We start from the raw sequence: 12,426 nt of genomic DNA on the forward strand, positions 1-12,426 counted from the left end.
CCGGGCCCGCGGCCCGCCCGGCTAGAAGCTCAACTCGTTGATCATGTCCGCGATGCTGGAGGAGAAGCCGTCGATCGTGGGGGCCATGTTCGAGCTGGCGAGATAGAACCCCAGGAGCACGCAGACGATGGCGTGCATCACGTTCAGCCCGGCCCTCCTGACCAGCAGAACGACAATGACCGCAAGCAGCAGGACCGCGGAGACCTCGAGCGCCACCCAGGATCACCTCCATGACGAAGTCGTGCCCGTTTCAGGGCAGGCCGGGAGTCCCTTCCCTTCCTGGAAGTTACCTACCCACCATGCGCTTGGGATCATAACGATCAACGGGGCGGACATGCCTCGGTGCACAGGAGCAGAGAAGGGGCGCACGCCCCCCGGCTCACGAGGTGAACGGCGGGCGCCGTACGGGGAAGTGACAGGCAGTCAGGTGCCCGGGAGCGTTCCCCTCCAGCCGGGTCAGCGGGGGCTCCTCGGCGGCGCACAGGTCGGCGGCCTTCCAGCAGCGGGTGCGGAAGCGGCACCCCGAGGGCGGGTCCGCCGGAGAGGGAACGTCCCCGGTCAGGCGGATGCGCCGGCTCGCGCGCGGGGTGGTGCGCGCCCCCTGCGGGGCCCCTTCCGGGTCCCCCGGTTCCGGCCCGGAGGCGCCCCCGGGGAAGAGCCCCGGCTCGGGTACGGCGGAGAGCAGGGCGTGGGTGTAGGGGTGGCGCGGGCGTTCGTAGATCGCGGCCCGGTCGCCCGCCTCGACGATCTTCCCGAGGTACATGACGGCGATCCGCTGTGAGAAATGCCGCACCACGGCGAGGTCGTGCGCGATGAAGAGGAACGCGATCCCCCGCTCGCGGCGCACCCGTTGCAGGAGGTTGACGACCTGGGCCTGGATGGAGACGTCCAGCGCGGAGACCGGCTCGTCCGCGATGATCAGCCGGGGGTTCAGGGCCAGCGCCCTGGCGACCCCGACGCGCTGGCGCTGGCCCCCGGAGAACTCGTGGGGGAAGCGGTTGTAGTGCTCGGGGTTGAGGCCCACGGTCTCCAGCAGCTCGCGGACGCGGGCCTCCCGGCCGCCGGGCGGGCGGATGCCGTGGATCTCCAGCGGGGCGCGGACGATGGCGCCCACGGTCTGCCGGGGGTTGAGGGAGGCGTAGGGGTCCTGGAAGATCATCTGGATCTCGGGGCGCACGGACGCCAGTTGGCGCCGGCCGGCGTGGGTGATGTCCCGGCCCCGGTAGGTGACGGTGCCCGCGGTCGGCTCCAGGAGCCGGGCCAGCAGGCGCCCGGTGGTGGACTTGCCGCAGCCGGACTCCCCGACCAGGCCGACGCTCTCCCCGGCGCGCACGGTCAGGTCCAGGCCGTCCACGGCCCGGACCGCCCCGGCGGCGCGGCGGAAGGGGAGGCCGCCGCGCTGCGGGAAGTGCTTGGTCAGCCCGGACGCGCTCAGCAGCGGCCCGTCCGGCTCCGGCGTGCTCATCGGCGCTCCTCGCCTCGGTGCCGGCATCGTTCTTCGCCCGCGGTCCCTCGGGGGTGGGGCATTCACGGCCGCCCGGTCAACCGGGGCAGGACGCGCTCGGCGAACAGGGCCTCGGCCCGCGCGGGTTCCAGGTGGCAGGCCGGGCCGTGGCCGGGCGGCGCCTCGGGCCGGTCGCGGGCGCACTCCAGCGGCCCGCTCACCTCCTTCGGGTAGGCGCAGCGAGGGCGGAACGCGCAGCCCGGCGGCGGGTGGATCAGGCTGGGCGGAGCGCCGGGGATGGGCACCAGGTCCCGGCCGGCCTCGGCGGACAGGCGCGGCATCGAGGTCAGCAGGCCCCAGGTGTACGGGTGCCGGGGGCGGCCCAGGACCTCGCGCGCGGTGCCGTGCTCGGCGGCACGCCCGGCGTACATCACCAGCACCTCGTCGGCGAAGCCGGAGACCACGCCCAGGTCGTGGGTGATGAGGACGATCGCGGAGCCGGACTCCTCGCGCAGTTCCATCAGCAGGTCGAGGATCTGCGCCTGCACGGTGACGTCGAGCGCGGTGGTGGGCTCGTCCGCGATCAGCAGGTCGGGCGCGCAGACCAGGGCCATGGCGATCATCACCCGCTGGCGCATTCCGCCGGAGAACTGGTGCGGGTAGTCGTCGTGCCGGCTGCGGGGCCGGGGGATGCCGACCCGGGCGAGCATCTCCACGGCGCGCTCGCGGGCCTCGCGGCGGGAGGCGCCCCGGTGCCTGCGGTACGGCTCCGCGATCTGCCGGCCCACGGTGTGGTACGGCGAGAGCGCGGTGAGAGGGTCCTGGAAGACGACTGCGATCCGGTTGCCGCGCAGCCGCGCCAGCCGGCGTTCGGGGGCGCCGATCAGCTCCTCGCCCTCGAAGCGCACCTCGCCGCCGACGCGGGTCCTGGCGGGGCTGTGCAGGCCCAGAACGGCCTGGGTGGCCACGGACTTGCCGGAGCCGGACTCCCCGACGACGCCCAGGGTCCGGCCGCGGGCGAGGTCGAAGGACAGGCCGTCCACGGCCTTCACCAGGCCGTCCTCGGTGGGGAAGTGCACGCGCAGGTCCCGCACCGAGAGGAGGGGAGGGGGTGGTTCGGGGCTCACGGGCCGCTCCTAGGCCGCCCGCACGCGCGGGTCGATCAGCGCGTAGCAGGCGTCGACGAGGATGTTGCACAGGACGATCACCGCCGCGGCGAAGAGCATCACGCCCATCAGCATCGGCAGGTCGGAGCGGATCACGGAGCCGACGGCCAGCCTGCCGAGCCCGGGGAGGGAGAAGGTGGCCTCCGTGATCATGGCGCCGCCGAAGAGCGAGCCGAGGTCGATGCCGAAGATCGTGACGACGGGGATCAGCGAGCCGCGCCAGGCGTGCCGGAAGAAGACCGTGGCCCCGGACATGCCCTTGGCGCGGGCGGTGCGCACGTGGTCCTCCTGGAGCTGCTCGACCAGCCCGGCCCGCGCCATGCGGGTGTAGTTGGCGGTGAAGATCGTGGCCAGCACCAGCCAGGGCAGCAGCAGCCCCTGGAACCAGCCGGCCGGGTCCTCGGTGAGGGGCACGTACTCGGGCTGCTCCAGGACTCCGAGGTTGTGCACGAGAACGGCCATGGCCAGCGGCCCGAGGAAGTAGATCTGCAGGGAGCCCAGCACCAGCGAGGCGGAGCTCATCGTCTTGTCCACCCAGGTGCCACGGCGCCAGGCGGCGAGCATGCCCAGGGCCAGGCCGAGGGTGAGGAAGACGGCCGCGCCGCCCACGGTCAGCGAGACCGTGGTGGGCAGCCGGTCGAGGATGGTGTCCAGGACGGGCCTGTTGTCGGCGAAGGAGAAGCCGAGGCAGGGCGCGGGGCAGTGCCCGGCCGGGAAGTCGCGCCCGGCGAGGATCCCGGCCAGGTAGGCCGCGTACTGCTGGGGCACGGGGTCGTCCAGGCCCAGGTTCCGCTCCACGACGGCCAGTTGCTCGGGGGTGCAGGTGCGCCCGCAGGAGAGCAGCGCGGGGTTGCGCGGGATGGCGTAGAAGAGGAAGAACGTCAGGGCGCTGATGATCAGCAGGATCGCGAGGGCGCCGAGCGTGCGCCGCACGAGGAAGCGGAGCATCGGCCGCTACTCCTGGATCACGTGGAGCCGGTTCATGTCCACCGTGCCCAGGTCGTTGTTGAAGACGGCCCCGCCGACCAGCGAGCCGTGCAGGATGTTCTGCCGGTAGGCGAAGAGGGGGATCATCGCCGCGTGCTCCTCCAGGATGGTGCGGCTGAGCTCGAACCACTCCCGCGCGGCCTCGGCCTGGTCGGTGAGGGCGGAGATGCGGTCGATCTCGGCGTTGACCTCCTCGTCGTCCAGGCGGGCGTAGTTGTTGCCGTCGTCGAAGATCAGGCGGCCGTCGAAGAGGGGCGGGATCACGGTGGAGGCGGAGAGCCAGTCGTGGCCCCAGTTGGCGCGGTAGATGTCGTAGCCGTTGTCCACCGGGCCGATCTCGTCGTAGTAGGTGGCCTCGGCGACCTCGCGGCGGTTGACCTCGAAGCCGGCCTCCTCCAGCGCCCCTTCGATGACCACGGCGGCACGGGCGTCCTCGGTGCCGGTGTGGTGGACGAAGTTCAGCTCCTGGCCGACCGCGCCGGCCTCCTCCAGCAGCTCGCGCGCCCGCTCGGGGTCGCCCCGGTCGTTCTCCACCAGCCCGTAGGGGTCGTACCCGGGCTGGAAGCCGGGCAGCAGGGGGCTGATCTGGCCGCCGGTCAGCTCGCCGCCGAAGGCGCCCCCGTACGCCTGGAGGATGCCGCTCAGGGGCAGGGCGTGGGCGATGGCCCGGCGCACGCGAACGTCCGTCACGCGCTGGGTGTTGATGGCCAGGGCCGCCACGTAGGGCTGGTAGCCGGAGACCAGGCGCTCGCGGTAGCGCTCCTCGGAGGAGACGGCCGGGGCGTTGGCGGGGTCGACGCCGTTGTTGAACGAGATCGCGTACCGGTCGTCGCCGTTGTCGGCCATCAGGCGGGCGGTGGAGGCGGGGTCCTCGATGCCGAAGGTGATCTCCCAGCGGTCGGGGTAGGCGGTGCGGGCGGGGTCGGTCGCCGGGTCCCAGTAGTCGTTGCGGACCAGGGTCATGGACCGGTCGGGGCGGAACTCCTCGATCCGGTAGGGCCCGGAGGCCAGCGGCTCGCGGTCGTAGCCTTCGCGGGTGTCGCCCTCCTCGGAGACCACCGCGTAGCCCGTCATCGCCAGCGCGTAGGGCAGGTCGGGCCGCGGGGCCGGGAAGTGGAGGACGACGGTCCGCTCGTCGGGGGTCTCCAGCACCGAGTCGGGCAGGTGCGCCCCCTCGTAGGGGCCGCCGGGCAGCAGCCCGCGGTAGTCGGTGTCGTCGGCCAGCCACTGCTGGAGGTAGGTGGGGCCGTTGGTGACGAAGTCCGCGAACGTCCGCTCCACCGTGTGCCGGATGTCGGCGGAGGTGATCGGGCTGCCGTCCTCGAAGTAGAGGTCCTCTTTCAGCGTGAACGTCCACGTCCGCCCGCCCTCGGACATCCGGCCCGAGTCGGTGGCCAGGTCCCCGACCACGGCGTAGTCGCCCTCGGCGTCCAGCCGGACGCTGGTCAGGCCCCGGTGGAAGAGGCGGGCGATCGTGGACTGCGAGGAGACGTAGATCTGCGCGGGGTCCAGGTGCGCGGGGCTGGCCGCCTGGAGCACGCGGATCGTTCCGCCCGGCTCGGCGCCGGGGACCGGGTCCGCCGGGCCGGTGGAGGCCGCCTCGTCCGCGAAGGGGATGGTGTCCAGGCCCTCCGCGGCCGGCGGCGCGCCGCCCTCGCCGTCTCCCCCGCCGCCCCCGCTGCTGCACGCGCCCAGCAGCAGCGCCCCGGCGAGCGCGAGGGCCGCCCCGGCGCGGCGGGCCGCTCGCGGTGATCGTCCGCTCATCGTCCCTGTCACCCGTCCCTTCCCTGTCACGTGCGCGTCTCACGTGCCGCGGCCGCGGGTGCGGCCTGCCCCGGGGTGGCGCTCAGCGGTCCGCCTTGGGGTCGTAGGCGTCCCGGACCGAGTCCCCGAGCAGGTTGAAGGCGACGACGAAGATCACCATCGAGACGCCGGGGAAGAACATGTAGGTGATGTCGGCGCGGTGGACCTCGGCGCCGATGGCGAACATCCGCCCCCAGTCCGGGGTCGGCTCGACCAGGCCGACGCCGAGAAAGGACAGGGCGGCGGCGGTGGTCACGAAGTTGGGCAGCATGTACGTGGCCTGGACGAGCACGGGCGAGACCACGTTGGGCAGCAGCTCCCTGCGGATGATCCGCCAGGGCGAGGCGCCGCTGACCCGGGCCGCCTCGACGAACTCCCGCTCGCGCAGGGCCAGGGTGACGCCGCGCAGGATGCGGGCCAGGCCCATCCAGCCCAGCGCCCACAGGACCACGACGACGGAGGCCACCCGCACCCAGGTCGGCGTCTCCTCGCGCGGATCGACGAACAGCGTGGCCACGATGGGCAGGAAGGCCACGAAGAAGAGCTGGTTGGGGAAGGCCATCAGCAGGTCGGTGAAGCGGCTGATGAGGAAGTCCCAGCGCCCGCCGAGGTATCCGGCCGCGATCCCGAGCAGAACGGCCGTGGCGGTGGCCAGCAGGGTGGCGGCGAGCGCGATCCCGAGCGAGGTGCGGATGCCGTAGAGGAGCTGCGTGAAGACATCGCGCCCCATGAAGGGTTCCAGCCCGAACCAGAATTCTCCGTCGATTCCGCCGTTCGGCTTCACGGGATAGCCGAATTCGTTGAGCAGGCCCTCCTCGCGCTGTCCGTAGCGCGTGTAGGGGTCCTTTCCGTAGAGCCGGGCGATCAGCGGCGCGCAGAGTGCGATCAGAAAGAAGAAGAGCACCACGCAGGCGGCGGCGACGCCCACCCGGTCGCGGCGGAAACGCAGCCAGACGAGGCGGCCCGGCGATCTGCCCTCGTGCGAACCGGCCCCGGCGGCCGGAAGTTGGCTGGTCGTCACGTCTCCCCCGGCGGTTGCGATGTGCGACGGGCGATGCGGTGTCGGTGCGAGCGGTGTGATGCGCGAAGTGACCGCGACTGTCGCAAGGGGAGCCCGATCCGTCAAGAGATAACGGTGGTATAAGCCTATGACGGTCAATTAACGGGCCGATATTGCGCGGATTGACGCACAAACGCGCTTGACGCGATCGGCTGCCAACCGAAATGTTCCGACAAGTGATGACGCCGCCAGTTAACAAGGAGGCAACGTCCCAGACCCTACGCCGATATGCGGACGGCCCAGACTGAGGCGGTACGGCCGTGCGGGTGCCGTAGACCGGGGCGGCGCGGCCATCAGGCCCGCGCCGCCCCGGTGCATGTCCCGGCCACCTCGCGGCCGGCGTTCCCGTCACATGCGCGCCACGCGCCGCTTCTCCTCCGCGAAATGACAGGCCGAGGGGTGCGCCCCCGGCCCCGGCAGCCCCGCGAACTCCATCGGCACGGCCAGCGGCGGGTCCACCTCCGCGCACAGCTCCCGCGCCTTCCAGCAGCGGGTGCGGAAACGGCATCCGGAGGGCGGATTGGCCGGGGAGGGCACGTCCCCGGCCAGAATGATGCGCTCGCGCCGGTGACTCAGCTCCGGATCGGGGACCGGAACGGCCGACAGCAGCGCCTGGGTATAGGGATGGGTCGGGTGGTCGTAGATCTCCTCGTCCGTGCCCGTCTCCACGATCCGCCCGAGGTACATCACGGCGATCCGGTCGGAGATGTGCCGCACGATCGACAGGTCGTGCGCGATGAACAGATAGGCGAGCGAGAATTCCTCCTGCAGCCGCTCCATGAGATTCACCACCTGGGCCTGGACGGAGACGTCGAGCGCGGAGACGGGCTCGTCCGCCACGATGATCTCGGGGTTCAGCGCCAGGCCGCGGGCGATGCCGATGCGCTGGCGCTGGCCGCCGGAGAACTGGTGCGGATAGCGGTTGATGTACTCCGGGTTCAGGCCCACCACGTCCAGCAGCTCGCGGACCTTCTGCCGGCGGCTGCCCTTCGGCGCCGCCTCGGGGTGGATCTCGAAGGGCTCCCCGACGATGTCCCCCACCGTCATCCGCGGATTCAGGGACGTATAGGGGTCCTGGAAGACCATCTGGATATTGCGCCGCACCGCCTTCAGGGCCCGGCCCGACAGCTTCGCGATGTCCTCGCCCTTGTAGAGGATCTGCCCGGCCGTCGGCCGCTCCAGGGCCATCAGCAGCTTCGCCACGGTGGACTTGCCGCAGCCCGACTCCCCGACGATGCCCAGGGTCTCGCCCGGACGCAGGTCGAAGGAGACCCCGTCCACCGCCCGCACGGCCCCGACCCGGCGGCGCAGCAGCAGGCCGTGGGTGAGGGGGAAGTGCTTGACCAGGTCGCGCACCTGGAGGATCGGCTCAGCCACGGACGGTCTCCTCCCAGAAGTGACAGGCGCTCGAACGCCCGGCCTCGCCCTCGACCTCGTAGAGCGGGGGACGCGGATCGCTGCGGCACACGTCCCTGGCCTGCGGGCAGCGGGGGTTGAAGGGGCAGCCGGAGGGGATGGCGGTCAGGCTGGGCGGCAGGCCCTTGATCGCGTACAGCTCCCGCCCCTTGTGATCCAGCCGCGGGATCGAGTCCAGCAGACCCCGCGTATAGGGATGGGCGGGGCGCGCGTACAGCTCCTTCACCGGAGCCGTCTCCACGATCCGCCCCGCGTACATCACCGCGATCCGGTCCGCCACATCCGCCACCACACCCAGATCGTGCGTGATCAGGATCAGACCCATCCGGAACTCACGCTGCAACTCCGCCAGCAGATCCATCACCTGAGCCTGCACCGTCACATCCAAAGCCGTCGTCGGCTCGTCCGCGATGATCAGATCCGGCTCCAGAGCCAGCGCCATCGCGATCATGATCCGCTGCCGCATACCCCCAGAAAACTGATGCGGATAGTCATTCACCCGCTCCCTCGCCGCCGGAATCCGCACCCGGTCCATCAACTCAACGGCCCGCGCCCGCGCCTCCCGACGCGACACCCCCCGATGCACCCGGAACATCTCCCCCAACTGAAACCCCACCGACAGCACCGGATTCAGCGCCGAAAGCGCGTCCTGGAAGATCATCGCCATCCGCTCCCCCCGGATGCGCCGCCGCTCCTCCCGCCCCAGCGTCAGCAGGTCGCGCCCCTGGAAGAGGATCTGGCCCCCGGCGATCCGCCCCGGCGGCGCGTCGAGGATGCCCATCACCGCCTGCGCCGTGACCGACTTCCCCGAGCCCGACTCCCCCAGCACGGCCAGCGTCTCGCCCGCGTCCACGGAGTAGCTGACGCCGTTCACCGCGCGGGCCACCCCCTCGCGGGTGGCGAACTCCACCCGCAGGTCGCGGACTTCGAGCAGCATGCGGCGTTCCTCCTTGAGTGGCCGGGGGCTCGGGCTCGTGGCGGGCTCAGCGGAGCTTCGGGTCCAGGGCGTCGCGCACCGCGTCGCCGAGCATGATGAACGCCAGCACCGTCAGGCTGAGCGCGGCGGCCGGATAGAGCAGGATGTGCGGGGCGTTGCGGAACTGCATCCCGTCCGAGGCGGCCGAGATGTCCACGCCCCAGGACACCGTCGGCGGGCGCAGGCCCACGCCGAGGTAGCTGAGCGTGGCCTCCAGCGCGATGAAGGTGCCCAGCATGATGGTCGCCATCACGATCACCGGCGCCACGGCGTTCGGCAGCACGTGCCGCAGCAGCAGCCGGGCGTTGCCCGCCCCCAGCGCGCGGGCCGCCGCCACGTAGTCGTGCTGCTTGGCGGTGATCACCGCGCCCCGGGTGACGCGGGCGACGGGCGGCCAGCCGAGGGCGGCGATGACCAGCACCACCGGCCAGATGCCGGTGAGGGTGATCATGGACAGGAAGACGATGGCGCCCAGCACCATCGGGATGCCGAAGAACACGTCGGTGACCCGGGAGAGCAGCGTGTCCAGGACGCCGCCGAAGAAGCCGGCCAGGGCGCCCGTCACCGCGCCCACCAGCGCGACGCCCAGCGTGGCCACCAGCCCCACCGCGATCGAGGCCCGCGCCCCGTGCACGGTCCGGGTGTAGACGTCGCAGCCCTGGGTGTCGAAGCCGAACCAGTGCCCGGAGTCCGGGCCCTCCAGCGAACGCCCGAGCTGGCAGCGCTGCGGATCCTGGCCCGCGATGAGGCCGGGCCACAGCGCGATCAGCACCAGGAAGACGATCAGCAGCGCGGAGACCACGAAGACGGGGTTGCGCCGCAGGTCGTGCCAGGCGTCCGACCACAGGCCGCGCGGGGCGCCGGGCTCGGGCACGGTACCGCCGGCGGTGAGGCCCTTCGCGACGGCGTCCTCCTGGGCCTCCATCGGGGGCGGCTGCCGCGGGGAGGGGTCAGGCATAGCGGATCCTCGGGTCGAGCACGGCGTAGAGCAGGTCCACGAGCAGGTTGGCCAGGAGGTAGATCAGCACCAGGACGACGACGAAGCCCACCACCGTGGGCGAGTTCTGCCGCAGGATGCCCTGGAAGAGCTGGTAGCCCACGCCCTGGATGTTGAAGATCCGCTCGGTGACGATGGCCCCGGCCATCAGCGTGCCGATGTCGGTGCCCAGGTAGGTGACGACGGGGATGAGGGAATTGCGCAGCAGGTGGCGGACGACGATCCGGCGGCGCGGCAGGCCCTTGGCGACGGCGGTGCGGATGTAGTCGGCGCGGGCGTTCTCCGCGATGGAGGTCCGGGTCAGGCGGGTGACGTAGGCCAGGGAGACCAGGCTCAGGATCAGGCCGGGGACGAGGAGTTCGTCCAGCCGCGGGTCGGGGCTGACGGCCGGGTCGATCCAGCCCAGCTCCACGCCGAGGAAGTACTGGGCGGTGGTGCCGAGCACGAAGGTGGGGATGGCGATGACCACCAGGGTGAGCAGCAGCACGGAGGTGTCCAGGCCGCGCCCGCGGCGCAGGCCGGTGACGACGCCCAGGGCGATGCCCAGGATCATCTCCAGCACGAGCGCGACCAGCATCAGGCGGAAGCTGATCGGGAACGCCCGCTCCATCAGCGCGGTGACCGGCTCCCCGTTGAAGGCGGTGCCGAAGTCGCCGCTGAGGATGTCCCGCATGTAGAGCAGGTACTGCCGCCACACGGGCTGATCGAGGTGGAACTCCTCGCGCAGCGCGGCGGCGGTGGCCGGGTCGGGGCCGCGGTCCCCGAAGAGGGCCGAGACCGGGTCGCCCAGGGCGTAGACCATCAGGAAGATGAGGAAGGTCGCACCGAGGAAGACCGGGATCATCTGGAGCAGGCGTCGCAGGACGTAGCGCCCCATGAGGACTAGCTGACCCTGATGTCGGTGAAGACGGGCACGGAGAAGGGGTTGAGTCTGACGTCGCTGACCCGCTCGGAGTGGCCCGCGGTGCCGTTCTGGTACCACAGCGGGATGTTGGGCAGGTCGTGGGCCAGGACCTCCTCGGCGTCCTGGAAGAGGCGGATCGCGTCCTCCTCCTGGGACTCGGAGTTGGCGCGGTCGACCAGCTCGTCGAATTCCTCGCTGCTGTAGGCCGCGTCGTTGGAGGAGGCGTCGGTGTAGTAGAGCGGCTGGAGGAAGTTCTGGATGAGGGGGTAGTCCATCTGCCAGCCGGCCCGGAACATGCCGGTCATCTCCCGGTTGGTGATCTTGTTGCGGAAGTCCGCGAAGGTCGGCACCGGGTTGACGGTGCAGGCGCCGGTGTCGTCCAGGGCGTTGTTGATGCTGTTGCAGACGGCGTCCATCCACTGGCGGTGGGAGCCGGTGTCGACGTTCGAGGTGATGGTGACCCGGCCGCCGGGCAGGCCGCCGGCCTCCTCGATCAGCTCCCGGGCGCGCTCGGGGTCGTACTCGCAGGCCTCGCCGCACAGGCCGCGTCGGTAGCCGCCGGCCTCGCCGAGCACCGGGGAGGTGAAGTCCGAGGCCGGGGTGCGGGTGTCGTGGTAGATGCGGGAGGTGATCTCCTCGCGGTTGATGGCCATGGACAGGCCCTGGCGCAGCTTGCGGCCGTCCTCGCCCTGCCAGTCCCGGTCGTAGAGGGGGAAGGCGACGGTCTGGAGGATGCCGGCGGGCTGGTTGATGTAGCGGTCGCCCAGGTCGGCCTCGGCGTTGCCCAGCTGGGAGGCGGGGACGTCGTCGATGACGTCGAGGTTGCCGGCCTGGAGGTCGGTGTAGGCGGTGTTGTTGTCGGTGTAGACCCGCAGCTCCACGCCGTTGTTGCGGGCGCGGTCGTCCCCGGCGTACTCGCCGTAGCGCACCAGGTTCATGCTCTGGCTGCGCCGGTAGGAGTCCACGCGGTAGGGGCCGTTGCCGACGGGCTTCTCCAGCCAGGCGTCGTGGTTGTCGAAGAACGCCCGGGGCAGCGGCGCGTAGGCGGCGTAGCCCAGCGTCTCGGGCCACAGCGAGAAGGGCTCGCTGAGGCGGACGGTGAAGGTGCGCTCGTCCACCACGCGCAGGCCGCTGAGGGTGTCGGCGGTGGCGCTCGCGTTCTCCTCGTCGGGGTGGACCTCGGCGTAGCCGTCGATGAACTGGAAGAAGTAGCTGCCGATCTGGGCGTTGTCGAGGTGGGCGCCGTAGTTCCAGGCGTCGACGTAGGACTGGGCGGTGACGGGGGTGCCGTCGTGGAAGGTCCAGCCGTCCTCGATGGTGACGGTGAAGTTCTGCTGGTCCTCGGTCTCGATGGACTCGGCCATGGCGTTCTCGGCCTCGCCGGTCTCCGGGTCGTAGCGCTTGAGGCCGCGGAAGATCATGTCGAGGACCTTGCCGCCCTGCACCTCGTTGGTGTTGGCGGGCTCCAGCGGGTGCTGGGGGTCGCCCCAGGAGGCGCGGACGATGCCGTCGCCGCCACCCCCGCCGTCGCCACCGCCGCCGCCGCAGGCCGTGGCCGCCAGGACCAGGGCCAGGGCGGGGCCCAGCGGGCCGGCCAGGCGTCGGAAGCGGGATCGCATCGGGGTGCCTCCTCGGGACGCGGGGGGTCGCGTGAAGCACCATCAGAACCCCGG

The 12,426-nt window shown here is 71.5% G+C and carries 11 protein-coding genes; all 11 read right to left on the reverse strand.

The genetic code is table 11. The features are described from left to right. Positions 1-21 precede the first annotated feature (21 nt). Complete coding sequence (locus tag RM780_RS12165) at positions 22-216, reverse strand: hypothetical protein (RefSeq protein ID WP_311630665.1); 195 nt, start codon at positions 214-216, stop codon at positions 22-24. Between the two features lie 163 nt (positions 217-379). Beyond that, positions 380-1,465 carry an ABC transporter ATP-binding protein gene (locus RM780_RS12170; RefSeq protein WP_311630666.1) on the reverse strand — a complete coding sequence of 362 codons (1,086 nt, stop codon included), beginning with the start codon at positions 1,463-1,465 and terminating at the stop codon, positions 380-382. 62 nt (positions 1,466-1,527) lie between these two features. Further along, on the reverse strand, positions 1,528-2,571 hold the full coding sequence (locus RM780_RS12175; protein ID WP_311630667.1) for an ABC transporter ATP-binding protein: 1,044 nt from the start codon (positions 2,569-2,571) through the stop codon (positions 1,528-1,530). A gap of 9 nt (positions 2,572-2,580) precedes the next feature. Next, positions 2,581-3,558, reverse strand: a complete 978-nt coding sequence (locus RM780_RS12180) for an ABC transporter permease (RefSeq protein WP_311630668.1) — start codon at positions 3,556-3,558, stop codon at positions 2,581-2,583. Positions 3,559-3,564: 6 nt separating this feature from the next. After that, on the reverse strand, positions 3,565-5,361 hold the full coding sequence (locus RM780_RS12185) for an ABC transporter substrate-binding protein (RefSeq protein WP_311630669.1): 1,797 nt from the start codon (positions 5,359-5,361) through the stop codon (positions 3,565-3,567). An 82-nt stretch (positions 5,362-5,443) separates the two neighbouring features. Then, positions 5,444-6,421, reverse strand: coding sequence for an ABC transporter permease (locus tag RM780_RS12190; RefSeq protein ID WP_311630670.1), 978 nt, complete (start codon positions 6,419-6,421; stop codon positions 5,444-5,446). 387 nt (positions 6,422-6,808) lie between these two features. Next, the gene (locus RM780_RS12195) at positions 6,809-7,915 is read right to left on the reverse strand and encodes an ABC transporter ATP-binding protein (protein ID WP_394812944.1); all 1,107 of its coding nucleotides are present in this window, start codon (positions 7,913-7,915) and stop codon (positions 6,809-6,811) included. Then, positions 7,830-8,813 (reverse strand): ABC transporter ATP-binding protein, encoded by a 984-nt coding sequence (locus tag RM780_RS12200; protein WP_311630672.1) that lies wholly within the window; start codon positions 8,811-8,813, stop codon positions 7,830-7,832. Before RM780_RS12200 ends, RM780_RS12195 begins: the two co-directional genes overlap by 86 nt. A 46-nt stretch (positions 8,814-8,859) precedes the next feature. Next, positions 8,860-9,777 carry an ABC transporter permease gene (locus RM780_RS12205; RefSeq protein WP_311630714.1) on the reverse strand — a complete coding sequence of 306 codons (918 nt, stop codon included), beginning with the start codon at positions 9,775-9,777 and terminating at the stop codon, positions 8,860-8,862. A 25-nt stretch (positions 9,778-9,802) separates the two neighbouring features. Next, positions 9,803-10,726, reverse strand: coding sequence for an ABC transporter permease (locus RM780_RS12210; RefSeq protein WP_311630673.1), 924 nt, complete (start codon positions 10,724-10,726; stop codon positions 9,803-9,805). Positions 10,727-10,731: 5 nt separating this feature from the next. Further along, complete coding sequence (locus RM780_RS12215; protein ID WP_311630674.1) at positions 10,732-12,372, reverse strand: peptide ABC transporter substrate-binding protein; 1,641 nt, start codon at positions 12,370-12,372, stop codon at positions 10,732-10,734. Positions 12,373-12,426: the final 54 nt, after the last annotated feature.

The organism is Streptomyces boetiae (assembly GCF_031845405.1).
In the GTDB taxonomy this organism is placed as follows: Bacteria; Actinomycetota; Actinomycetes; order Streptomycetales; family Streptomycetaceae; genus Streptomyces; species Streptomyces boetiae.

Coding starts and splice junctions, on each gene's coding strand:
- RM780_RS12205 (WP_311630714.1), bottom strand. CDS start 9,777: ATGGAGGCCCAGGAGGACGCCGTCGCGAAGGGCCTCACCGCCGGCGGT.
- RM780_RS12180 (WP_311630668.1), bottom strand. CDS start 3,558: ATGCTCCGCTTCCTCGTGCGGCGCACGCTCGGCGCCCTCGCGATCCTG.
- RM780_RS12170 (WP_311630666.1), bottom strand. CDS start 1,465: ATGAGCACGCCGGAGCCGGACGGGCCGCTGCTGAGCGCGTCCGGGCTG.
- RM780_RS12210 (WP_311630673.1), bottom strand. CDS start 10,726: ATGGGGCGCTACGTCCTGCGACGCCTGCTCCAGATGATCCCGGTCTTC.
- RM780_RS12200 (WP_311630672.1), bottom strand. CDS start 8,813: ATGCTGCTCGAAGTCCGCGACCTGCGGGTGGAGTTCGCCACCCGCGAG.
- RM780_RS12215 (WP_311630674.1), bottom strand. CDS start 12,372: ATGCGATCCCGCTTCCGACGCCTGGCCGGCCCGCTGGGCCCCGCCCTG.
- RM780_RS12185 (WP_311630669.1), bottom strand. CDS start 5,361: ATGAGCGGACGATCACCGCGAGCGGCCCGCCGCGCCGGGGCGGCCCTC.